The sequence below is a fragment of the Microbacterium jepli genome, assembly GCF_047237905.1.
In the GTDB taxonomy this organism is placed as follows: Bacteria; Actinomycetota; Actinomycetes; order Actinomycetales; family Microbacteriaceae; genus Microbacterium.
Map to the genome: position 1 here is coordinate 1,083,899 of NZ_JBDFLW010000005.1, position 20,857 is coordinate 1,104,755.

General features: G+C 69.0%; 20 protein-coding genes. 15 read left to right on the forward strand and 5 right to left on the reverse strand.

The genetic code is table 11. The features are described 5' to 3' along the window. The first annotated feature begins 17 nt into the window (after window positions 1-17). The 4 genes from ABC304_RS09300 (at window position 18) to ABC304_RS09315 (ending at window position 3,853) form a co-directional block, all read left to right on the forward strand. Entirely contained in the window at window positions 18-626 is a 609-nt protein-coding gene (locus ABC304_RS09300; RefSeq protein ID WP_412930324.1) for an isochorismatase family protein, read from the forward strand. After that, the gene (locus ABC304_RS09305; RefSeq protein ID WP_412930325.1) at window positions 623-1,117 is read left to right on the forward strand and encodes a GNAT family N-acetyltransferase; all 495 of its coding nucleotides are present in this window, start codon (window positions 623-625) and stop codon (window positions 1,115-1,117) included. Before ABC304_RS09300 ends, ABC304_RS09305 begins: the two co-directional genes overlap by 4 nt. 242 nt (window positions 1,118-1,359) lie before the next feature. Next, window positions 1,360-2,460 carry a TerC family protein gene (locus ABC304_RS09310; protein WP_412930326.1) on the forward strand — a complete coding sequence of 367 codons (1,101 nt, stop codon included), beginning with the start codon at window positions 1,360-1,362 and terminating at the stop codon, window positions 2,458-2,460. Between the two features lie 94 nt (window positions 2,461-2,554). After that, a complete protein-coding gene (locus ABC304_RS09315; RefSeq protein WP_412930327.1) occupies window positions 2,555-3,853 on the forward strand; it encodes a hemolysin family protein in 1,299 nt (432 codons plus the stop codon). Window positions 3,854-3,966: 113 nt separating this feature from the next. On the opposite strand, the gene ABC304_RS09320 is transcribed toward ABC304_RS09315, so the two are convergent. Next, entirely contained in the window at window positions 3,967-5,088 is a 1,122-nt protein-coding gene (locus ABC304_RS09320; RefSeq protein ID WP_412930328.1) for an FAD-dependent monooxygenase, read from the reverse strand. Window positions 5,089-5,437: 349 nt separating this feature from the next. Between ABC304_RS09320 and ABC304_RS09325 the strand changes: the two genes are divergently transcribed. Further along, window positions 5,438-6,340, forward strand: coding sequence for a UbiA family prenyltransferase (locus ABC304_RS09325; protein WP_412932893.1), 903 nt, complete (start codon window positions 5,438-5,440; stop codon window positions 6,338-6,340). A gap of 34 nt (window positions 6,341-6,374) precedes the next feature. Beyond that, window positions 6,375-7,781: a phytoene desaturase family protein gene (locus ABC304_RS09330; protein WP_412930329.1), complete on the forward strand. Its 1,407-nt coding sequence runs from the start codon at window positions 6,375-6,377 to the stop codon at window positions 7,779-7,781. A gap of 7 nt (window positions 7,782-7,788) precedes the next feature. On the opposite strand, the gene ABC304_RS09335 is transcribed toward ABC304_RS09330, so the two are convergent. Together ABC304_RS09335 and ABC304_RS09340 are read right to left on the reverse strand one after the other, a co-directional pair. Further along, on the reverse strand, window positions 7,789-8,358 hold the full coding sequence (locus ABC304_RS09335) for a dihydrofolate reductase family protein (RefSeq protein ID WP_412930330.1): 570 nt from the start codon (window positions 8,356-8,358) through the stop codon (window positions 7,789-7,791). Window positions 8,359-8,470: 112 nt separating this feature from the next. Next, the gene (locus ABC304_RS09340) at window positions 8,471-8,728 is read right to left on the reverse strand and encodes a hypothetical protein (protein WP_412930331.1); all 258 of its coding nucleotides are present in this window, start codon (window positions 8,726-8,728) and stop codon (window positions 8,471-8,473) included. 95 nt (window positions 8,729-8,823) lie between these two features. On the opposite strand from ABC304_RS09340, the gene ABC304_RS09345 reads away from it, so the two are divergent. Further along, window positions 8,824-9,261 carry a VOC family protein gene (locus ABC304_RS09345; RefSeq protein ID WP_412930332.1) on the forward strand — a complete coding sequence of 146 codons (438 nt, stop codon included), beginning with the start codon at window positions 8,824-8,826 and terminating at the stop codon, window positions 9,259-9,261. A 56-nt stretch (window positions 9,262-9,317) separates the two neighbouring features. On the opposite strand, the gene ABC304_RS09350 is transcribed toward ABC304_RS09345, so the two are convergent. Continuing rightward, entirely contained in the window at window positions 9,318-10,022 is a 705-nt protein-coding gene (locus ABC304_RS09350) for a TetR/AcrR family transcriptional regulator (protein ID WP_412930333.1), read from the reverse strand. A gap of 366 nt (window positions 10,023-10,388) precedes the next feature. Between ABC304_RS09350 and ABC304_RS09355 the strand changes: the two genes are divergently transcribed. The 5 genes from ABC304_RS09355 to ABC304_RS09375 are packed head-to-tail and all read left to right on the forward strand — an operon-like array spanning window position 10,389 to window position 17,208. Beyond that, window positions 10,389-11,387, forward strand: a complete 999-nt coding sequence (locus tag ABC304_RS09355) for a sugar ABC transporter substrate-binding protein (RefSeq protein ID WP_412930334.1) — start codon at window positions 10,389-10,391, stop codon at window positions 11,385-11,387. Window positions 11,388-11,413: 26 nt separating this feature from the next. Continuing rightward, a complete protein-coding gene (locus ABC304_RS09360) occupies window positions 11,414-12,886 on the forward strand; it encodes an ATP-binding cassette domain-containing protein (protein WP_412930335.1) in 1,473 nt (490 codons plus the stop codon). A 31-nt stretch (window positions 12,887-12,917) separates the two neighbouring features. After that, window positions 12,918-13,937 (forward strand): ABC transporter permease, encoded by a 1,020-nt coding sequence (locus ABC304_RS09365; RefSeq protein WP_412930336.1) that lies wholly within the window; start codon window positions 12,918-12,920, stop codon window positions 13,935-13,937. Window positions 13,938-13,946: 9 nt separating this feature from the next. After that, the gene (locus ABC304_RS09370) at window positions 13,947-15,545 is read left to right on the forward strand and encodes an amidohydrolase (protein ID WP_412930337.1); all 1,599 of its coding nucleotides are present in this window, start codon (window positions 13,947-13,949) and stop codon (window positions 15,543-15,545) included. Between the two features lie 28 nt (window positions 15,546-15,573). Beyond that, window positions 15,574-17,208: an amidohydrolase gene (locus ABC304_RS09375; protein ID WP_412930338.1), complete on the forward strand. Its 1,635-nt coding sequence runs from the start codon at window positions 15,574-15,576 to the stop codon at window positions 17,206-17,208. Between the two features lie 38 nt (window positions 17,209-17,246). Here ABC304_RS09375 and ABC304_RS09380 read toward each other — a convergent pair whose 3' ends face one another. Beyond that, window positions 17,247-17,975: a VIT1/CCC1 transporter family protein gene (locus ABC304_RS09380; RefSeq protein ID WP_412930339.1), complete on the reverse strand. Its 729-nt coding sequence runs from the start codon at window positions 17,973-17,975 to the stop codon at window positions 17,247-17,249. Window positions 17,976-18,162: 187 nt separating this feature from the next. Here ABC304_RS09380 and ABC304_RS09385 point away from each other — a divergent pair, with 187 nt between their 5' ends. From ABC304_RS09385 to ABC304_RS09395, 3 genes are all read left to right on the forward strand, one after another. Continuing rightward, window positions 18,163-18,660, forward strand: coding sequence for a DUF2231 domain-containing protein (locus ABC304_RS09385; RefSeq protein WP_412930340.1), 498 nt, complete (start codon window positions 18,163-18,165; stop codon window positions 18,658-18,660). A gap of 63 nt (window positions 18,661-18,723) precedes the next feature. Next, complete coding sequence (locus ABC304_RS09390; RefSeq protein WP_412930341.1) at window positions 18,724-19,689, forward strand: alpha/beta fold hydrolase; 966 nt, start codon at window positions 18,724-18,726, stop codon at window positions 19,687-19,689. A gap of 115 nt (window positions 19,690-19,804) precedes the next feature. After that, the gene (locus ABC304_RS09395) at window positions 19,805-20,833 is read left to right on the forward strand and encodes a dipeptidase (protein WP_412930342.1); all 1,029 of its coding nucleotides are present in this window, start codon (window positions 19,805-19,807) and stop codon (window positions 20,831-20,833) included. Window positions 20,834-20,857: the final 24 nt, after the last annotated feature.

The following is a 20,857-nucleotide window of genomic DNA, read 5'->3' on the forward strand; positions in this document are numbered from 1 at the left end:
CGGCGTACTGTCGAGGTATGACGCGAGCCCTCTTCATCGTCGACGTGCAGAACGATTTCACCGAGCGCGGCGCGCTGGGCGTGGAGGGCGGGGATGCTGCGGCCGCGCGCATCTCTGAGTTCGTCGCCGCGCACGCCGCCGACTACGAGATCGTCGTCGCGTCGCGCGACTGGCACGACGGCGACGGCGACAACGGGGGGCACTTCTCCGAGACACCCGACTTCGTCGACACCTGGCCCGTGCACTGCGTCGCGGGCACCGATGGTGCGGCCTACGACGACGTCTTCGACACCGCGCCGGTCACCCATCACCTCAAGAAGGGGCAGGGTCGGCCCGCCTACTCGCTCTTCGAGGGCGTGACCGACGACGGGCGGACGGCCGCCGACCTCCTCGACGCGGACCGGATCCGCGACATCGACGTGGTCGGCATCGCGACCGACTACTGCGTGCGTGCCTCCGCCCTCGACGCTCTGGCGGCGGGGCGGACCGTGCGGGTGTTCACCGACCTCATCGCGGGCGTGCACGCCGACTCCTCTGCCGCCGCGCTCGACGAGATCGCCGCGGCCGGCGGGCGTCTGCTCCCGTCGACACAGGCCGGGGACTCCGACGAAACGCCGGCACGATGAAGGTGCGGCGCATCCTGGCCACCGACGCGGAGCGCGTGCGCGCCCTGCGCCTGGAGGCGCTCGACGACCCGGCTGCCGGACTCGCGTTCCACGAGACGCGGCAGATCGCCGAGGCGCGGCCCATGCCGTTCTGGACGGACCGGGCCGTCACGGGCTCACTCGGAGACGACTCCGGTCAGTTCATCGCCGAGGACGGGCCCCGGTGGGTCGGCACGGCGACGGTCTTGGCAGCGCGGCCCGGGCGGCGGGCGCTGCTCGTCGGCGTGTTCGTGTCGGCCGATCACCGCGGCGCGGGTGTCCTGGACGCGCTCGTGGATGCGGCGGGGGAGTGGGCTCGGGTGCGCGGCGCCGACGAGCTCGGCCTCGAGGTGCACGTCGACAACCACCGCGCCCAGGCGGCGTACCGGCGGCTCGGGTTCACGCCCACCGGCGTGACGGTGACCGGACCGAACGGGCAGGAGCTCGCGATGGCCCGCCCGCTCGTGGGGTGAGAGGCCGCGGCATCCGTTGATCCATTCGGACGAATGGTTCTATCGAGCGTGCGTGCGCTCTGTCAATACCCAGTTTCGGGTTTCGGCATCCGGTAGTCTCGCAAGTCCAAGGGGAGTACTCCCGACCGCGGTCGGCTCGTCAATACGGATGCACTCGCATCCCGGGTCGCCGGTCCTCATCTCGAGGATGGAGGAGACCTTGGCGTCACTCTCGTCAGCCACGCCACCCCTTGGAGTCTTCCGTGGAAATCACCCCGCTCATCTGGATCATCACCATCGCGGTGACCATCCTGTTCTTCGTCTACGAGTTCTTCGCGCACGTCCGCAAGCCGCACGAGCCGTCGATCGGCGAGTCCGCCCGGTGGTCGGCCTTCTACATCGGCCTCGCGCTGCTGTTCGGCGTCGGCATCGGCGTCGTGTCGGGATGGACGTTCGGCGGTGAGTACTTCGCCGGCTACCTGACGGAGAAGGCGCTGTCGATCGACAACCTCTTCGTCTTCCTCATCGTCATGACCGGGTTCGCCGTGCCGAAGATCTATCAGCAGAAGGTGCTGATGATCGGCATCATCATCGCGCTGATCCTGCGCGGCATCTTCATCGCCGTCGGTGCGACGCTGATCGAAAACTTCTCGTGGATCTTCTACATCTTCGGCGCGCTGCTGCTCTTCCTGGCCTACCGCCAGGCCTTCTCGCACGGTGAGTCCGACCCGGCCAACGGCAAGTTCATGCAGTTCGTGCGCCGTCACCTGCCCGTCACCGACGAGTACCACGAGGACAAGCTCACGGTGAAGAAGGACGGTCGCCGCTTCGTCACCCCGATGCTGCTGACGATCATCGCGATCGGCTTCGTCGACCTGATCTTCGCGGTGGACTCCATCCCCGCCATCTACGGCCTGACCGACGAGGCGTACATCGTCTTCACCGCGAACGCCTTCGCGCTCATGGGGCTGCGCCAGCTGTACTTCCTCATCGGCGGACTGCTCGAGCGCCTCGTCTACCTGGCGCAGGGTCTGGCCGTCATCCTCGCCTTCATCGGCGTGAAGCTCGTGTTCCACGCCCTGCACGTCAACGAGCTGCCCTTCATCAACGGCGGCGAGCCGCTGCTGTGGGTTCCGGAGATCCCCATCTGGTTCTCGCTCCTGTTCATCGGCCTCACCATCACGGTGGCCACGGTCGCCAGCCTCATGAAGACGCGCAACGCTCCCCAGGCGACCGCCGCCGAGACCTCGGCGGTCGAGCCCGAGGTCAGCGTCGCCGCCGGCAGCGAGGGAGCCGTGACCGGCCAGGTCGAGCCCACCAAACCGGTGCGGCCGATCGACGAGCAGCGGAAGCGCTCCCGATGACGCGCGGCTCCACGGCGGCGTCGCCTGACGGCGACAGTCCCCGTACCCGGGTCCGGCCGGGTCTGCACGCCTCCGCGACGGGGGAGATGCGCTGATGGGCGATCTGCTGCTCAACGTCGTGCTGGTGCTGGTGTTCGTCCTCGTGGGCGGCGTGTTCGCCGCCACCGAGATGGCCCTGGTCACGCTCCGCGAGAGCCAGCTGAACCAGCTGGCCGCACGGGGCAAGCGCGGCGAGAAGGTCGCGGGCCTCGCCCGCAATCCGAACACCTTCCTCTCCGCCGTCCAGATCGGCGTGACGGTCGCCGGGTTCGCGTCGGCGGCGTACGGCGCGGCATCCATCGCCCCGTCCGTCGCGCCGCTGCTCGAGGCGGTCGGGGTGGAGGCTCCGCTGTCGACCACGCTCGCGACGGTGCTGCTGACCCTCGTGATCGCGTATCTCTCGCTGGTGCTCGGCGAGCTGGTGCCCAAGCGTCTGGCGATCCAGCGCAACGCGCAGTTCGCCTACGCCGTCGCGCCCGTGCTCAACGGCTTCGCGATCGTGATGCGCCCGGTGATCTGGCTGTTGTCCGTGTCGACCAACGCCGTCGTGCGGCTGCTGGGCGGCGACCCGCACAAGACGGTCGACGAGCTCAGCGAGGAGGAGTTCCGCGATATCGTCGCCAGCCAGCAGGGACTCCCCGAGGAGGAGCGCCGCATCCTCGACGACGTGCTGTCGCTGCGCGGACGCCAGCTCAGCGAGGTCATGCGGCCGCGCCCCGAGGTCGTCGCCCTCGACGAGTCGGGCACGGTCGCCGACGCGATCGAGCAGGTGCGGGACCTGCCCTTCTCCCGCTATCCGGTGTCGGAGTCGTCCATCGACGACATCGTCGGGTTCGTCCACGTCCGCGACCTCTTCGAGGCGGCTGCCGCCGATCCCGAGCGCCCGCTCGACCGGCTCGTGCGGTCCATCCCCTACCTCCCGTCCACCGCCCGGGTGCTGCCGACGCTGTCGCGGATGCGCGCAGACGGCAGCCACATCGCTGTCGTCATCGACGAATACGGCGGAACGGACGGCATCGTCACCCTCGAGGACCTGGTGGAGGAGGTCGTCGGAGAGATCTTCGACGAGTACGACACCGACGTCGCGGCGATCGCAGAGGGCGGCGAGGTCGACGGCCGCCTCAACCTGCAGGACTTCGAGGAGGCCACGGGCCTTGCGCTGCCGCGCGGCGCGTCCGACACGGTCGCGGGGTTCGTGACCGAGCAGCTCGGGCGTCTCGCCGTCGTCGGCGACAGTGTCGAGGTGCCGGGCGCGACCATCCACGTGACCGCCATGGACCGCCGCCGCATCGCGACGCTGCGCGTCGCGGCGCACGCCGACGAGGAGCGTGCTGCGGCCGAGCCGGTCGCCTGATCGGGCGGTCGCCGTTGTTCACCTGACGCGTGTGGTGGGTACCGACGGGTTCCTGCGGCGAGACGCGTCAAGTGAAGCGGATGCTGCAACCCGGCGCCGCAGCATCCGTCGCGTCAGAGCGGCTGTGCCAGGAAGGCGAGCGTCTGTCCGATGAGGCGTCCGGGCGCCGCGGGTTCGGGAGGTCCGGGCGGCTGTTCCCACTGCGAGAGCTGCAACGACGTCTCGACGACCGCTCGGGCTCGCTCGAAGCGCCGCGCGGCGAGCTTCTCCGCCAGCTCGGGGAACGCCAGGCCTGATGCCGCCAGCTCGCCGAGCACGACCGCATCCTCGATCGCGAGCCCGGCCCCGTACGAGATGTGCGGCGTCGTGGTGTGGACGGCGTCGCCGATCAGCAGCGTCCGGCCGGCGTGCCAGGGCGGTGCCATCAGCAGCCACGTCAGAGCACGGAAGTCGACCTGGTCGGTGTCCGTCAGCTGCGATGCGACGGCAGGGGCGAAGCCCCCGAACCGTGCGAGGCGTTCGTGGAAGAGCCGCAGAAGGTCCTCCCGCGGCGGCCGCGCCGCGCCGATGCCAGAGTCCAGCATCCAGAGATAGAGGCGACCATCGGGCAGCGGCACCAGGCCGAGGCGGATCGGCCCGTCGAGCATCATCGTGTAGCGGTCGAGCCCCGGCGGGCAGACGGCGGCGGCTCGCCAGATCGACTGTCCCGCGTAGGCCGGCTCCGCGGCATCCGGGAAGAGGCGTTGCCGGAGTGCCGAATGCGCTCCGTCCGCGCCGATGACGTAGTCGACGGCGACGTGCGTCCCATCCGACAGGGCGACGTCGGCGTGATCCTCGGAGGTCACCATGTCCTCGACGGTGGTGCCGAGGCGCACGGCGATGCGCGCGCGCTCGACGGCCGACACCATCACGTCGTGGACCGCCTCGCGCGTCATCCCGAGGAGCGGCGGGTCCTCCGGGGTGTTGACGTTCAGCTGGGGCATCTGGGCGATCGGGGTGCCGTCGGCCGCGCACATGTCGATCACGTCGTGTCGTCGACCGACGTGCACCAGGTCCTCGTGGATGCCGAGACTCTTGGTCGCGCGCTGCGGCGCGCTCTGCAGTGCCAGCCCGATGCCGCCGGGTCGCCAGTCCGCGGAGGCCTCCACGATCTCGACATCCGCACCCGCTTGGGTCAGCGCCAGTCCTGAAGCCATCCCGGCGGGTCCGCCGCCCACGATCAACACCTTCGTCACGCCGTCACCGTAGTGGGCGGAGGGCGGCCTTCGTAAGCGAAAGTTTTCGGGAGTGCGCCCTTCCGGGCCTTGTCTGCCACCCCTCGGGGTGTGGTGCACCGCCGCGACGGGATGTCACGCTGAGTCGTGGGATCGGCGGATCTGGGGTTCGCCCCCACCCGGCACCGTCCCGTCTCGGTGGGGCGGTGGGACGGTGCCGATTCCGCGGTCAACCCCGCCGCCCGGTGCATCATCGACGGTAAAATCGCGCATGGCGTCTCATCGGACGTGCCGTGCAGCGACAGCCCGAGGAGCAGCGACATCGACGACCACACCGTCCCGCCGGCGCAGCCGTCGGCCGGGTGTCGCCATCGCTGATCGCAGCGGGGCTGAGCCCCGCACCCGCACCCGCACCCGCACGGCGTGGTCCACCGTGTCCCGGCTCGTGCACATCTCCCGGCCGGTGCTGTGGATCAACGCCATCGGCACCGGTGTCGTGGGTATGTGGCTGACCGGACAGCTGTTCGACCTGCAGGCGCTGCCGATCCTCGTGTGGCTCACCCTGCCGTTCAACCTGCTGATCTACGGCGTCAACGACATCTTCGACCAGGACACCGACGCGCTGAACTCGCGCAAGGGCTCCATCGAGGGCGCGCTGATCGAGCCGACAGAGGTGCGGCTCATCGCGTGGGCGGTCGCCGTCACGAACCTCCCGTTCCTCGTCTACTTCGTCATCGCGCTGCCGCCGCTGGCGGTGGCGGTCATCCTGCTCTACACGCTGATCTTCGTGTTCTACTCGGCTCCGCCGCTGCAGTTCAAACGGCGCCCGTTCCTCGATTCGCTGAGCAACGCTGCCTACGCACTGCCGCTGCTCATCCTCCCCGTCGCGCTCCGCGCCGACCCCGTGTGGCCGGCCGTCATCGGCCTGATGGCGTGGAGTGTCGCCAAGCACGCGTACGACGCGGTCCAGGACATCGAGGAGGATCGCGCGTCGGGCATCACCACGACGGCGGTGCGGCTCGGACCGCGCGGCACCGCGATCTGGAGCGGGATCTGGTGGCTGGTCTCGACCGCCCTCTTCGCCCTCGTGAGCGTGCCCGTCGCCATCGTCAACATCGTCCTCGCGGGCTTCCTGGTCGTGCAGCTGCTGCGGCGTCCTCTGCCCGCGACGGGCCGTCGCCTCTACCCCGTGTCCGTCGCCTTCCCGTACATCGCCGGCTCCGTTGCGAGCGGTCTCCTCTTGGCCGCGATGTTCCTCGGGATGTATCCCTGATGCGGCCCGCTCTCCGCAGACGAGGAGTCATGTCGTGAGTCGTATCGTCGTCATCGGAGCGGGGCTCGGTGGGCTCGCAGCATCCGCTTTCCTCGCCCGCGCCGGTCATCAGGTGACGGTCCTCGAGGCGGCCGCCACCGTCGGCGGCAAGAGCCGTCGCATCGAGATCGACGGGGAGCGGATCGACACCGGTCCGTCGCTGGTCACCTTCCCGGGTGTCTGGGACGAGCTCCTGCGCCGCCTCGACGCCGGCGGTCGTCCGATCTCGGACGCGGGCGCCATCGAGCTCGAGCGCCTGCCCGAGGTGGGGCGTTACTACTACGACGGCGAGACCGTCTCGCTGCCCGTGCCACCCGATCACCCCTGGTACCCGGCGTGGCGCCGCTTCAGCGATCTGCACGCGCCTCTCGCCGACGACGTCACCGCGCTGCTGATCGCGGATCCGCTCGACCGTTCGTCCTTGCCCGCCCTGCGCCGCCTGCTCGCCGTGTACGGTCCGCGACTGACCACCCGCGCCTACCTCGACAGCCTCGACTGGCTCCCCGACGGCCTGCGCGAGATCATCGCCATCCACACGCTCAACGCGGGCGTCTCGCCCTCGCGCACGCCCGCGCTGTACGCGAGCATGCCGGCGATCATGGCCGAGACCGGGGTCTGGGTGCCGCGCGGAGGCGTCTACGAGGTCGCGCTCGCCCTCGCGAGACTGGCGGATGCTGCGGGTGCCGTGGTGCGGACGGGCGAGGCCGTCACGCGGGTCGAGCGCGGTCGGGTGACGACGACGCAGGCCTCGTACGCCGCCGATCTCGTGGTCAGCTCGCTCGATGCCGACCGGCTGGAGCAGCTGCGGGGGGACCGCGCCCGCGGCTCGCACACGCTCTCGTGCTCGGCCCTCGCGATCTACGGCGTGCTGCGAGACCCGCTGCCCGAGCACATCGCGGCGCACAGCGTCATCCTCCCGACGAAGCCTGCCGCGCTGCACCGCAGTCTCGCCGCGGGCGACGAGCCGGCCGACACGATGGCCTTCGTCAACCACTACCGACCCGGCGAGGTGTACCCGAACGGCCGGAGCACGCTCGGCATCCTGCTGACCGCGCCCGCCGACGGCGGCGACTACACGCTCGAGCACCCGTTCGTGCGACGCGAGGTCGAGCGCATCTCCACCACGATGGGCTTCGACGCGCCGCTCACCGACGCGATGGTGGGCAGCACGGTGCTCGACCCGCAGTACTTCGGCTCGTTCGGCGAACCCCACGGTGCGCTCTACGGCGCGGCGCGTCCGCTCTGGATGAGCGGCCCGCTGCACCAGCCGGGCTACCGGGATCTCCGCGCGCCTTGGCTCTGGCGCGTGGGCGCCTCGGTGCACCCCGGCGGCGGCATTCCCGCCGTGATCGGGGGAGCGATGATCGCCATGTCGAAGCTTCTGGCCAAGCACCCCGCCTGATGCCTGCTCAGTCGTGGGTTCGCGCCGGGCGGTATAGCGCGGCCGTGACCCCTGAGCTGAACGCGCGCCTGTCGACCGACTCGAGCTCCACGCGCTCGCCGAGTCCGGCGAGGAGCGTCGGACCATGGCCGGCCAGAACCGGGTGCACGAGGAACTCGTATTCGTCGATGAGTCCGAGGTCGGCCAGCGCGGTGGGGAGGGTCACGCCGCCCACCCAGAGTCGCCCGCCCGGCTGATCCTTGAGCCGCTGCACGTTCTCGCGGAGGTCGCCCGAGAGCAGCTCGGCGTTCCAGTCGACCTCGCTCAGCGTGGTCGACACCACGTGCTTGCGCGCGCCGTCGATCGCCTCCGCGAAGGCGACGGCCGCGGCATCCATCCATGTGGGCCACACTCCGTCAGCCGGCCGGCGCCATGCCGACCGCATCATCTCGTACGTGGTGCGGCCGAAGATCAACGCGTCCGCATGCGCCATCTCATCGGTCCAGAAGCGCATGGACTCCTCGTCCGGCGGGAGGCCGGCTTCGTGGTGGCAGCAGCCGTCGAGCGTGACGTTGATCGAGTATCTGAGCGTCCTCATCGCGACTCCTTCGTCGTCGTGCGGGTGGTCCTCGATGGCGCCGACTCCACTCGCGTTGCCCTCCCACCGAACAGGATCTACCGGGGAACGGGGCCCTGTCGAGAGTTCTCGCTCAGAAGCGGTCGTAGAGCTCCTGATCGGTGACACCCGTCTGTCCGACGGCGTGGACGCCACGGACCGGCCGCAGCTCGAATGTGCCGTCGGCGCTCCGGTGCAGCGTTGCGGTGTAGTCGCCGCGAGTGTCCAGCTTCACCTCCCAGAGGTCGGAGTCCATCAGGCGCAGTGTGACGATGGCGCCGCTGCGGGCGACGAAACGGGTCTCCGTCTCTGCGGCGGAGGGGAGGGGGATGAGCGAGTCGGCGGACGCCATGGGTGAAGTGTAGAAGCACGGTCGGACCATCGGCTTCGCGCTCCGGTCACGACTGCAGAGCTCTCCCGCCGACACGGCTCGCTAGCATGCGGAGCATGACCATCAGCATCGCGAATGTCGGGATCGCGGTCCGCGACCTCGAAGCGGCCGTGTCGTTCTTCACCGATCTCGGGTTGGAGGTCGGCGGGCGCGACACCGTCAGCGGCGCCTGGGCCGACACCGCCGTGGGTCTCGACGGCAACCACGCGAAGATCGCCGTCCTTCGACCACCGGAGGGCGGCGGCGAACTAGAGCTCTTCGAGTACGTCCATCCCGATGCGGTCGAGAGGGAGCCGATCCGGCCCAACGAGATCGGCATGCACCGAGTCGCTTTCGCCGTCGACGACATCGAGGGGGCGCTGGCCATCGCCGGACGTCACGGCTGCTTCCCGCTGCGGAGTGTCGCGACGTACGAAGACGCCTACAAGCTCACGTATCTCCGCGGACCGAGCGACATCATCGTGATGTTCGCCGAGGCATTGCATCGGGGCTGATCAGGCCGCATCCTCAGCAGTACTCCACTCCGTCGTCGCGCGCGTACATCCGGTGCTTAGGTGGAGGGCCCGCCTTCACCTAGGCCCGGGTGCGCCAGTCGGGCAAGGCGGACGCGCATACCGGTGAGCAGCGCTTCCAGCCCCGCCTCGAAGGACGCATCGGACGCACGTCGGCCGCCCGCGGTACTGCGCCTCGACTGGATCACGCGGCTGAGGGCGGGAGCGTCGTCGGGGTCGCTCAGGTCGAACATCTCCGCGGGAGCGACAGCGTCCAAGGCGGCACCGAGGATGAAGTTCTCCAGCGCCACGAGGGCGACCATGACATCGCTGTCGGGCCATCCGGCGTCGAGGAACGCCTGGACGACGTGCTCGTACATCTCCGTCGTGCGGACCGCGCCGTTCAACGGTGTGGTGGCGAAGACGGCGATGGTCGCCGGATGACGGGCGAAGGCATCGCGGTAGGACCGCCCCCAGAGGTACAGGGCCTCGAAGAACGGCGCGGTCGCGAAGACGGAGGTGTCGATGCGATCGCTCACCAGCTCGCGGACCCGCGCGAGGACCTCTTCCTTGCCGGCGACGTGGTTGTACAGAGCAGAAGGGCCGACGCCCAGTCGGCGCGCGAGCTCCGACATCGTGAAGTCGCCGGATTCATCGAGCAGACCGATCGCGGCAGACGCGATGCTCGCGACGCTGAGCAACGGCGCCGTCGGGCGGCCTGCGCGCCGCGCGATGCTCGACCCTGCTCTTGATTCGCTGTTCACGAGAACTCCAGCGTATCGATGTCGGCCCCCTCGCTTCGCGACGGAACGATGCCGCACGCCGCCCTCGTCACAAATGAAGACTGTTCATATGATCACGAAGAAGACCTCGTACACAAGCTTGGAACACGTTCGTAACATGCCGTTCTCACCCGTAATTCCGGTGCTTGTGGAAGCGGCGCACGTCGGTCTACTATCAAGCCTCAACAAATGAATTGCATTCATTTGACGGGGAATGCGGCCGTCACCGTCGTCGGTCGGCCCCCTACGGCTCGCTCACGAAGCACCAGCCGCCCCCACCGAAGCTCCACCCGCTGCACCTCCTGCACCCTGTCGAGTTCCATTCCCTCACTCAGAGAAAGTTCGCCCATGCGCAGAACCATCCGTCTTACCGCCGCCGCCGCCATGGTGTCGGTCCTCGTGCTCACCGGCTGCACCAATCTCGCCGCCTCGTCCGGCTCCTCGGCCGCCCCCGCACCCGCGGACAGCGGATCGAGCGACAAGGGAGCCGTCGCGCTCAGCTTCGGCGGTCTCGATATCCAGGTCTGGAACACGCTCCTCGACAAGGTCGGAACTTCCGTGGAGGCTGCCGGTTACGAATTCCTGAGCGATGACCCGCAGTGGGACTTGCAGACGCAGATCTCCGACTGGGAGTCCTGGATCGCCCGCGGTGATGTCAAGGCCATCATGGGCTACCCCGTGCAGTCCGACTCCATGGTCACGGTGACCCAGCAGGCCCAGCAGGCCGGTGTGCAGGTGCTCGGCTATGCCAGCGCATGGGAGGGCACGAGCGCCGCGGTGCTCATCGATAACCGCAACGACGGCATCCACCTCGGCGAGTCGATGGGCGAGTGGGTCAACGACAAGTACGGGAAGGACGCGGAAGTGCCGGTCGCCCTTCTCGGGTACTGGGATACCGACCTGGGACGAGAGCGCTCCGAGGGCATCGTCGAAGGGCTCAAGAACGTTGGCGCCAACGTGTCGATCACCGAGCACTCGGTCATCTCGCTCGATGACGGATACAAGGCCGCGCAGAACCAGCTCGCCGCGAAACCCGACACGAAGATCTGGCTGTCGATGGGCAATGACCCGGCGCTCGGCGCGTACCAGGCGCTGCTCGACTCCGGTGTCAACCCGCAGGACCCGGATGTGACCCTGGGCAGCATCGACGCCACCGACGAGATCCTCGACATCGTCAAAGACCCCCAGTCCTTCTGGCGGATCCTGTACTCCCCGAACCTTCAGGACATCGCGGACGCGATGTCGGCGCTCCTCATCGCATCGGCCGGCGGCACCGAGCTGTCCGACACGACGCTCGCCTCGGAGCGTGTCACGGCGGACAACATCGACACCTTCTACGTCAAGTGACGCACGCGATGACATCGGAGACGGTCGTGCGAGATATCGATCGAACACCCCGTCTCGCATTGACGGACATCGGCGTGCGGTTCGGTGCCACCCTGGCGCTCGACGAGATCGACTTCGAGGTGCCCGCCGGTCAGATCGTCGGTCTGCTCGGTCATAACGGAGCGGGCAAGACGACCCTGTTCAACGTCGTCTCCGGTGTCATCGCGGCCACGTCGGGCCGGTTCAGCATCGACGGGCAGGATACGGGCAGGGGTCTGACTCCGCGGGACGCGAGCGACCTCGGCATCACCGTGATCCACCAGGAGCCGGCCCTGGCGCAGAACCTGTCGGTGCTCGACAACCTCTATCTCGGGCGCCCGGGTCGGGGGCACCGCGCGGAACGTGCCGCCGCCGCCCGTGCCGCGCTCGATCGCGTCGGGTCCTCGGTCGCCCTGGACACCCCCGTGGGAGCACTGGGCCTCGGCGACCGGCAATTGGTCGACCTCGCGAGAGGTCTGCTGGCCGGAGACATGAAGCTGCTGCTGCTCGACGAGCCCACCGCGGCTCTGGGCCGTGCCGAGACCGACTACCTCCACGACCTGATCCGCTCCCTCGCGGCCGAGGGTGTCACGGTCATGTACGTGTCGCACCGCTTGCCCGACATCCTCACCGTCTGCGACCGGATCGTGGTGCTTCGCGGCGGACGCATCGTCAAGGACGATGACGCGGCATCCTTCACCCCGTCACTCCTCGCCTCTGCGCTCGTCCCCGACATCCAGGAGAATGTGTTCGCCGACGCTCGCATCGGAGAACGGATGCTCGAAACCACGCGGGGTTCTCAGGTGATCGCGCACGCGGGCGAAGTGGTGGGTCTCTTCGGGATGGCGGCCGGTGAGCAATTCGACCTGCTCAGCGCGCTCGGCGGCCAGGACGGCCGATATTCCGTCCTCCTCGGCGGCACCCGCACGACGGTGACCAGCCCGGCCGATGCGATCACCAAGGGCATTTTCCTGGTGCCCGCCGATCGTGAGCGCGACGGTCTCGTTCAGGAGCAGACCGCCCTGGAAAGCGTGCTGCTGCCGTGGTACTCGCGGCCGTGGTGGCGGGCCTTCTGGGTCACCGGTTCCTCCGGGCTCGACGTCTACCGCCGGGCGCGGGAGGACTTCGGCATCACGGGCCCCGACCACACGGCCGCCATCTCCTCGTTCAGCGGCGGCAACCGCCAGAAGCATCTGCTCGCCCGATGGACCCATCCGCAGACCCCGCGTGTCCTCCTCCTCGCACAGCCGACGCAGGGTGTCGACGTGGGGGCCAAGGTCGACATCGTGCGCGTGGTGCGCGAGACGGCGGCTCGCGGCGTGTGCGTCGTGGTCGCTTCCGCCGAGTCCGACGAGATCGCGTCGATGTGCGATCGCTCCTACGTCATGGTCGGCGACCGTGTATCCGAGGTCGCGCGCTCTGACCGTTTCGACGAGAACCTTCTGGGCGAGCTGCTGGCCCTCGCTGCCGCGGCCGCCTGACCCTCGACCTTCACACAGGAGAACCGACCCAATGAACAGCTCCCGAGCCAAACTCTTCCTCGCGAAGAACGGCATCTTCATCGCGCTGGTCGCGCTGATCGCACTCTTCGGCGTGCTCAACCCCAACTTCCTCACGCTGTCCAGTGCGACCAACGTCCTGATGCAGGCCACGGAGCTCGCGATCATCGCGCTGCCGCTCGCCTTCCTCATCATGTCCGGGACCATCGACCTCTCCGTCGGATCGGTCGCCTCACTCGCCGGTGTCAGCGCCGGCATGGTGATGGCATCCACCGGCTCGACGGCGATGGGACTCCTCGTCGGACTGCTGGTCGGACTCGCGGCCGGCGCTCTGAACGGCGTGCTCATCGCCTACCTCGGCCTCAACTCCTTCGTCGTGACGCTCGGTGCGCTGAGCGTGTGGGGAGGACTGGCTCTGCTGATCACGGGAGGCAAGACGGTGACCCGCACCGATCTCCCTGAGGACTTCCGCAGCATCGGCACCGCAGGTCTCGGACCCGTCCCGGTGCAGATCGTCATCTTGGTCCTGCTCATCATCGGCGGCTGGTACGTCCTGAATCGCACGCAGTTCGGAAAGCAGGTGCTCGCCATCGGCGGCAACCGCCGAGCCGCACGCCTCATGGGTGTGCGTGTGGCTCGGACCCAGTTCATCCTGTTCGCAGTGAGCGGTCTGTTCGCGGCCTTCGCCGGCATCATGCTCGCCGCGAAGGTGCAGTCCGCCAGCCCGACGATCGGCACCGGTATGGAGCTCAACGCCCTCACCGTCGTCCTCCTGGGTGGCGTTGCCTTCGAGGGCGGCCTGGGGCGCATCTCCAACGTCGTGGCCGGCCTGTTGTTCTTCCGGGTGCTGAACAACGGACTCATCTTCCTGCAGGCGTCCCCGTTCCTGCAGACCGTCCTCATCGGCGTCATGCTGATCGTCGCCGTCGGATTGGACTCGACCATCCAGCGCATCATCCGATCGTCCTGGGCGCAGCTCGGACGCAGATCGACCTCTTCCCAATCTGCCGCCGCCACCGTGGCCGCCAAGTAAGGGGCCACCATGGCAACGCCCGACCTCATCGTCATCGTCGATTCCGTCCTCACCCTCGACCCATCCGTCCCGGACGCCCGCGCGGTCGCCGTCAGCGATGGGGTGATCAGCGCCGTCGGGGCTCCTGAGGACATCCGCGCTCTCGCCGGAGACGCGACAGCCATCGAGCAGGTCGGCGGGGTGCTGACACCGGGACTCACGGATAGTCACACCCACGTCGTCTGGGGGCTGGAGCTCACGCGTGGAGTGCAGCTCACCGACCTCGACCTCGACACCGTGCGCGAGCGGGTACGCACGGCTGCCGCGGCGACACCGGCGGGGGAGTGGGCGCACGGCTGGGGATTGGACCCGAATCTCTTCACCGAAAGCGGATTCACCGGCCGCGTCTTCGATGACGTCACCGGCGATGTGCCGACGTTCCTGCGCATGCGGGACGGACATTCCGCGATCGTGAACGCGGCCGCGATCCGCGTCGCCGGTCTCACCGGAGCGGAGACGTTCCCCGACGAGTCGCGCATCGGGGTGTCTGATGACGGGTCGCCGAGCGGCTACATCCTCGAAGTCCGGGCGATGGACCTCGTCTTGAGCTACGCACCGGACGAGTCGCTCGAGGTGATGGCCGCGCGTCTTCGGAATGTGCTCGACGGCATGGCTGCGGCGGGTATCACCACCACCTACGTCATGGACTACCACCGCTTCACCGCGCCGCTGATGGAGATCCTCGAGCAAGACGACGACCTGCCAGTCCGTCTGAAGTTCTCGCCGTTCGTCTACCCCGGCGCCTCAGCGGCGGACCTCGAGGAGGTCAGAGCGCTGCAGGGCACGGGTGGACGCCGTTGGCGGGTCGAGGGGGTCAAGTTCTTCATCGACGGCACGATCGACAACGGCTCCGCTTGGCTAGACACCCCCGATGCTTACGGTCAGGGGACCACGTCCATCTGGACCGATCCCGACGAGTACCGCCACGCCGTCGCGTTCTTCGTCGAGCACGGGATCCCGACGGCCACACACGCCATCGGGGATCGCGGCGTCGCGTTCGTCCTCGACGCGCTCGAGGCGCTGGGTCCCCAGGTGGCGGCCGGCGCTCATCGCATCGAGCACATCGAGACGATCCCCGACGACGTCGTCCCGCGCTTCGCGCAGCTGGGTGTCGTCGCGAGCATGCAGCCCGTTCACGGGACGCACCACACTCGCGCGGACTTCTCCGACAACTGGTCGACGCGTTTAGGCGTGGAACGAGCCGGTCACGGGTGGCGCTGCCGGGACCTCCGTGACGCGGGCGCGGTGATAGCGCTGGGCTCGGACTGGCCGATCACGCCGTTTGACCCCCGCGCCATGATGGCGGACACCATCCTGCGGCGACCCGTCGAGAGACCGGACGTCGAGCCTATCCGCGCCGATCAGGGACTCACCGCCCGAGAGGCGCTCGAGGGTTACACCGTCAACGCCGCCCGCGCCGCAGGCTGGCAGGACGTGGCCGGCACGATCACGGTCGGCAAGCGCGCCGACTTCACCGTGTGGCAGACGGACCCGCTGTCTGTCGATGCCCAACGCCTCCCGGATGTCGAGATCATCGGCACCTGGATCGAGGGTCGGCGCGTCGGGTGACGGACTCCGAGCGGATCGGGAGCCCGTCATGGGCGTAACGGTGTTCCACGGCGGCGCCATCCGGATCGACGGCGTCACGCCTGACCCCGCACGACTGGTGGTCGTCGACGGAGTGATCGCTCCGGCGGGCTTCGCTGTTCCTCCCGATGCCGAGAGCGTCGACCTGAAGGGGGGTCTCCTTCTCCCCGCCTTCGGCGAAGGTCACGCCCATCCGCTTCTCGCCGGCAGGGAGCGCGTGGGACCCGAGCTGCGCGACGCGAGGACGGTGAAGGACGTTGCTGCGCGCGTGCGCGCCTGGGCCGAGACGTCCGACGCGCCGTGGCTGGTGGGCGGCAGCTACGACGCCACCATCGCGGCAGGCGGCAGGTTCGATGCCGCGTGGCTCGACGAAGTCGACCGCCCGGTCGTGCTGCACGCATGGGACTACCACACCGCCTGGGTCAACTCGGCAGCCCTCCGCGCGGCGGGAGTGGACGCATTCACGCGTGATCCTGCTCTCGGACGGATCCTGCGCCGACCCGACGGCACACCGCTCGGCACGCTCGTTGAGCGGCCGGCCATCGACCTCGTGCTCTCGCACGCACCCCAGCCGAACCTCTCGGCCGATGTCGATGCGCTGGTGTGGGCGGGGGAGCACCTCGCCGCCCACGGCATCACCTGGGTGCAGGAAGCGTGGACAGAACTGCAGGACGTGCCGGCGTGGCGAGCAGCAGCCTTATCCGGTCGCCTCGTCGTCGACGCGGACATCGCCCTGAGGGCTGACCCCGATCGCTGGCCCGCGCAGCTCGATGAGCTCCGGCAGGCGGCCGACGAGCTCTCCGATGTGCCGGGCCTCACCTGCCGCACCGTGAAATTCTTCGTCGACGGGATCCTCGAGAACCACACCGCGCACCTTCTCGAGTGCTATCACGACGCCCACACGCGCGGCCTGCCGAATTGGGCGCCGGACCGTCTCGTGGACGCGGTCACCGCCTGCGACGCCGCCGGGTTCGACGTGCACCTCCATGCCATCGGCGACGCCGCCATTCGCGCAGCGCTCGATGCGGCCGCCGGCATCCGGGAGAGTCTGCGACGCGGACGCCGACTCACGATCGCGCACGCGCAGCTGATCGACCCCGCCGACCTTCCGCGGCTCGCCGACCTCGACGTGACCATCTGCTTCCAGCCGCAGTGGGCGCTCGAGGACGCCGTCATGACGGATCTCACGTTGCCCCGTCTCGGTCCGCGCCGCGAACTGCAGTACCGGATGCACTCGGCCCGACGAGCCGGCGCGCGGCTCAGCTTCGGCAGCGACTGGCCGGTCGCGGCCCCAGACGTGCTGGCCGGCATCCGAACAGCGATCTCCAGACAGGATGCTGCGGGTCGGCCCTCCGGCGGCTGGCAGCCGGAGGAGCGCATCACGGTGGACGAGGCGATCGACGCCGCCACGAGTGGCGTCGCCTGGCAGGCGGGCGATCAAGGCCACCGTGGCGCTCTGCGCCCCGGAATGGTCGCGGACCTGGTCTGGCTGGATCGCGACATCCGGGCCATGGATCCGACGGGCATGACCGACATCGGAGTGCGCGGCACCTGGCGTCGGGGTATCCGCACCTTCGGTTCGCCGGTCACGCCGACCGCCGAACCCGAGCGCAGGCCGGACCGACTAGTCTACGTCACCGACTGAGGGATGCCCAAGTGGACGGTCCTTCGTCTCCACCACGTCTACACGACGCCGGACGTGCCCAGAAGCGCGCCGATGGCGAACGTCGCCAGCAGTGCGAGCGCTCCTCCGCCGACGATGCGAAGGATCGGGCGCAGGACGGGACTGCCGCCGATCCGAGCGCTGAGCCAGCCCGTCAGCGCGAGTGCGAGCAGAACGACCGCGAAGGTGACGGGAACGCGGACGTCGGGTGGTGGCAGGAGGATGGCCAGTAAAGGCAGAACAGCGCCGAGGGTGAAAGCGAGCGCGGAGGCGCCCGCCGCGGCGAGCGGACTCGCGACGCTGTCCTCGCGGAGGCCGAGCTCCGCGTCGAGGTGGGCGGCGAGGGGATCCTTCGACGTCAGCTCCGTGGCCACGAGCCGCGCGGTGGAGGGCGTCAGCCCGCGCGCTTCGTAAAGTCCGGCGAGTTCGTCGAGCTCCCCGTCCGGATCCTCGGCCAGTTCGATCCGCTCCTTCGCGATGAGCGCTCGCTGACTGTCGCTCTGGCTGCTCACCGAGACGTACTCGCCGAGGGCCATCGAGATCGCTCCGCCGACGAGTCCGGCCACACCGGCGGTGAGCAGCGCGGGTGTGGCCGTGGTCGCACCCGCTACGCCGACCACGAGGGCGGCGACCGACACGATGCCGTCGTTGGCGCCGAGGACCCCGGCTCGAAGCCAGTTCAGCCTTCCCGTGAGGTCGCCGTCGTGCGGCTCGACCGGAAAGGATGTGCCCCGCGCGTCGTCTGTCATGAAGCCGATGCAAGCACTGCTCGGGGGTGCGCACCAGCAAGGCGACACTCACCTCGCACGACGACCTTCCTCAAGCAGATGTGCGGCGCCCGCGCAAGGGTCGGCCTGTTTCTACCCGCGCCGCATGCGACGCGAACGCGCGGACGCATACTGGCCTTCGCTCGCCCACGCTCACAGAGGACCACTCATGTTCGACACCTTCTTCGGACTCCCGCTGCACCCCCTCGTCGTCCACGCGACCGAGGTGATCGTGCCGCTCGCCGCTCTCCTGGTCGTCCTCACCGCGGCGTGGCCGCGGTTCCGTCGATGGGGCGCCTACCTCACCGCCGGCACCGCGCTCGTCGCGGTCGCGCTCGTGCCCATCACGAAAGAGTCGGGAGAGCGGCTGGAGGCTCGCGTCGGTGAGAACTCCCTGATCGAGGCCCACGCCGAGCTTGCGGACGGACTTCTTCCGTGGACGATCGGTCTGCTCGTGGTCGCGGCCGCGCTGCTGTGGTGGAACATCCGGGAGCGTCGCGCGCGGGCCTCGACCGAGGACGCGCCCGCGTCGACGCGCGCGACCCTGCGATGGGTGCCCGTCACCCTTCTGGTCGCGGCCGTCGTCGTCGCCGGCGGCACGACCGTGGATGCCGTCCTCATCGGTCACAGCGGTGCCACGGCCGTCTGGTCGGGAGACATGGGCTGACGTCCGCCTGCCGCGGCTCTGTGTCCGCTCGATCGGTCGTGACAGAGGGGCAGTATTCCGACGATGGGTGACGTTCCTGTGCTCGGCGGCATCGCGTGCCTCGGGCAGGCTGTTCGTATGTCGAATGACGCGCGCCCTGTCAGTCATCTCCACGTCGGCGAGACGGTGCAGATCGAGTACATCGACGAGGGGCCGACCGACGGACCAGTCGTCGTCCTGCTGCACGGTTATCCCGACATCCCGGCGACCTGGGATGCCGTCGTCGGGATGCTGCCGCCCGGGCTGCGCATCATCCGTCCGTGCCTCCGCGGCGTCGGGTTGACCAGGATCATCGATCCGCGGGCGCGTTCCGGGCAGGTCGCCGCACTGGCGTCCGACGTGAGAGAACTCCTGTGCGCGCTCGACCTCCGCGATGTCGTCCTCGTCGGACACGACTGGGGAGCGCGTGCGGCGCATGCTGCCGCCGTCCTCGAGCCGGAGCTGTTCCGTGGGCTCATCACACTCTCGACCGCCTACGGCGACGGTCGCGGACTCACGGCCGAGCAGTCGCTGGCCGACGTCTCCGTGGCCTGGTACCGCTACTGGCTCTGCACCGAACGAGGCGCCGCCGCGTTCCGCGCAGACCCCGCCGCGCTGACACGGTGGGCGTGGCGACACTGGTCGCCGTCGGTGAAGCTGACGGAGCATGACCTCGAGGCGATCCTCACCGCGACCGATACAGATGAGTTCGCCGACGATGTGGTGCACTACTACCGCCACGGCGCCGGCGAGGCGGACGGAGCGCCACTTTACGCAGACACGCAGGCGCATCTGGACGCCTGGCCTCGGATCCGCGTCCCTGCGACGTTCCTCATCGGCACGGCGGACGGATGCGAGACGCTGGCGCCTGCCCGAGCGAACGGGCACCTGTTCGACGCCGAGCGGACGCTGATCGAACTCGACGGTGTCGGCCACTTCATTCAGAGGGAGCAGCCGCGCGCCGTCGTCGACGCCATCGTGTCTCACCTCCGCCAACCTCAGACCGACTGACTCCTCCCCGATCAATCGATCCACCCGCGTCAGCGCTTGGGGTGCGACATCGTCGAAGGACTCCATCCGCCGCACGGCTCTGCGTCGGCGGTGGAGCGCGGCGTACGCTCGGACCATGTCGATCGAGGATGCCGCCTTCCCTGTCATCGATGGGCACAACGACCTGCCCTGGGAGCGTCGCGAGTCGCACGATTCGGGACTGGACGGCATCGACTCGGAGGTCGACTCCCTTCACACCGACCTGCCCAAGCTGCGCGCCGGCGGCGTGGTCGGGCAGTTCTGGTCGGTCTTCGTGCCGACGGACGTGCCGGATCCCGTGGCGGCGACGCTGCAGCAGATCGATCTCGTGCACCGGATGGTCGACCGCTATCCGCGCGACCTCGCTCTCGCCCGCACCGCCGCCGAGGTGCGCTCTGCCGTCGATTTCGGGCGCATCGCGTCGCTGCTGGGCGCCGAGGGCGGGCACTCGATCGGTGACGATCTCGCCGTCCTCCGCACCTTCGCGAGGCTCGGCGTGCGCTACATGACCCTCACCCACAACGACGACACCCCGTGGGCGGACTCTGCGACGGGATCGCACCCGCATGGCGGGCTCACCGGCCGCGGACGCGAGATCGTCGCAGAGATGGAGCGGATCGGCATCCTCGTGGATCTCTCCCACACCTCGCCGGCGACGATGCGCGACGCGCTCGATGTCGCGACGCAGCCGGTCATCTTCAGCCACTCGTCGACCACTGCCGTCGCCGATCATCCGCGGAACGTGCCCGACGACGTGCTGGCCCGTCTTGCGGACAACGGCGGCCTGGTCATGATCACGTTCGTGCCGCAGTTTGTGTCCGTGCCCTACGCCGAGTGGCTGGCGGCCGGATCGTCCGGTGAGCCACCCCTCGTCACGGTGGCTGATGTCGCCGATCACGTGGAGCACGCCCGCGACGTCGCAGGGTCCGCTCACATCGGCCTCGGCGGAGATTACGACGGAACGCCCGTTCTCCTCCCGGACCTGAGGGACGTGTCGCGCTACCCGGTGCTCGCGGACGAGCTGCGCAGACGCGGGTGGGACGACGCCGACCTGCGCGCCCTTGCGGCGGGCAACATCCTGCGCGTGCTCGAGGAGACGGACCAGCGATTCACGGCGTGGCGATGACGGGCTGATTCTTCGGGCCGCGTC

Coding starts and splice junctions, on each gene's coding strand:
- ABC304_RS09300 (WP_412930324.1), top strand. CDS start 18: ATGACGCGAGCCCTCTTCATCGTCGACGTGCAGAACGATTTCACCGAG.
- ABC304_RS09305 (WP_412930325.1), top strand. CDS start 623: ATGAAGGTGCGGCGCATCCTGGCCACCGACGCGGAGCGCGTGCGCGCC.
- ABC304_RS09315 (WP_412930327.1), top strand. CDS start 2,555: ATGGGCGATCTGCTGCTCAACGTCGTGCTGGTGCTGGTGTTCGTCCTC.
- ABC304_RS09335 (WP_412930330.1), bottom strand. CDS start 8,358: ATGAGGACGCTCAGATACTCGATCAACGTCACGCTCGACGGCTGCTGC.
- ABC304_RS09340 (WP_412930331.1), bottom strand. CDS start 8,728: ATGGCGTCCGCCGACTCGCTCATCCCCCTCCCCTCCGCCGCAGAGACG.
- ABC304_RS09345 (WP_412930332.1), top strand. CDS start 8,824: ATGACCATCAGCATCGCGAATGTCGGGATCGCGGTCCGCGACCTCGAA.
- ABC304_RS09355 (WP_412930334.1), top strand. CDS start 10,389: ATGCGCAGAACCATCCGTCTTACCGCCGCCGCCGCCATGGTGTCGGTC.
- ABC304_RS09365 (WP_412930336.1), top strand. CDS start 12,918: ATGAACAGCTCCCGAGCCAAACTCTTCCTCGCGAAGAACGGCATCTTC.
- ABC304_RS09370 (WP_412930337.1), top strand. CDS start 13,947: ATGGCAACGCCCGACCTCATCGTCATCGTCGATTCCGTCCTCACCCTC.
- ABC304_RS09375 (WP_412930338.1), top strand. CDS start 15,574: ATGGGCGTAACGGTGTTCCACGGCGGCGCCATCCGGATCGACGGCGTC.
- ABC304_RS09380 (WP_412930339.1), bottom strand. CDS start 17,975: ATGACAGACGACGCGCGGGGCACATCCTTTCCGGTCGAGCCGCACGAC.
- ABC304_RS09385 (WP_412930340.1), top strand. CDS start 18,163: ATGTTCGACACCTTCTTCGGACTCCCGCTGCACCCCCTCGTCGTCCAC.
- ABC304_RS09390 (WP_412930341.1), top strand. CDS start 18,724: ATGGGTGACGTTCCTGTGCTCGGCGGCATCGCGTGCCTCGGGCAGGCT.
- ABC304_RS09395 (WP_412930342.1), top strand. CDS start 19,805: ATGTCGATCGAGGATGCCGCCTTCCCTGTCATCGATGGGCACAACGAC.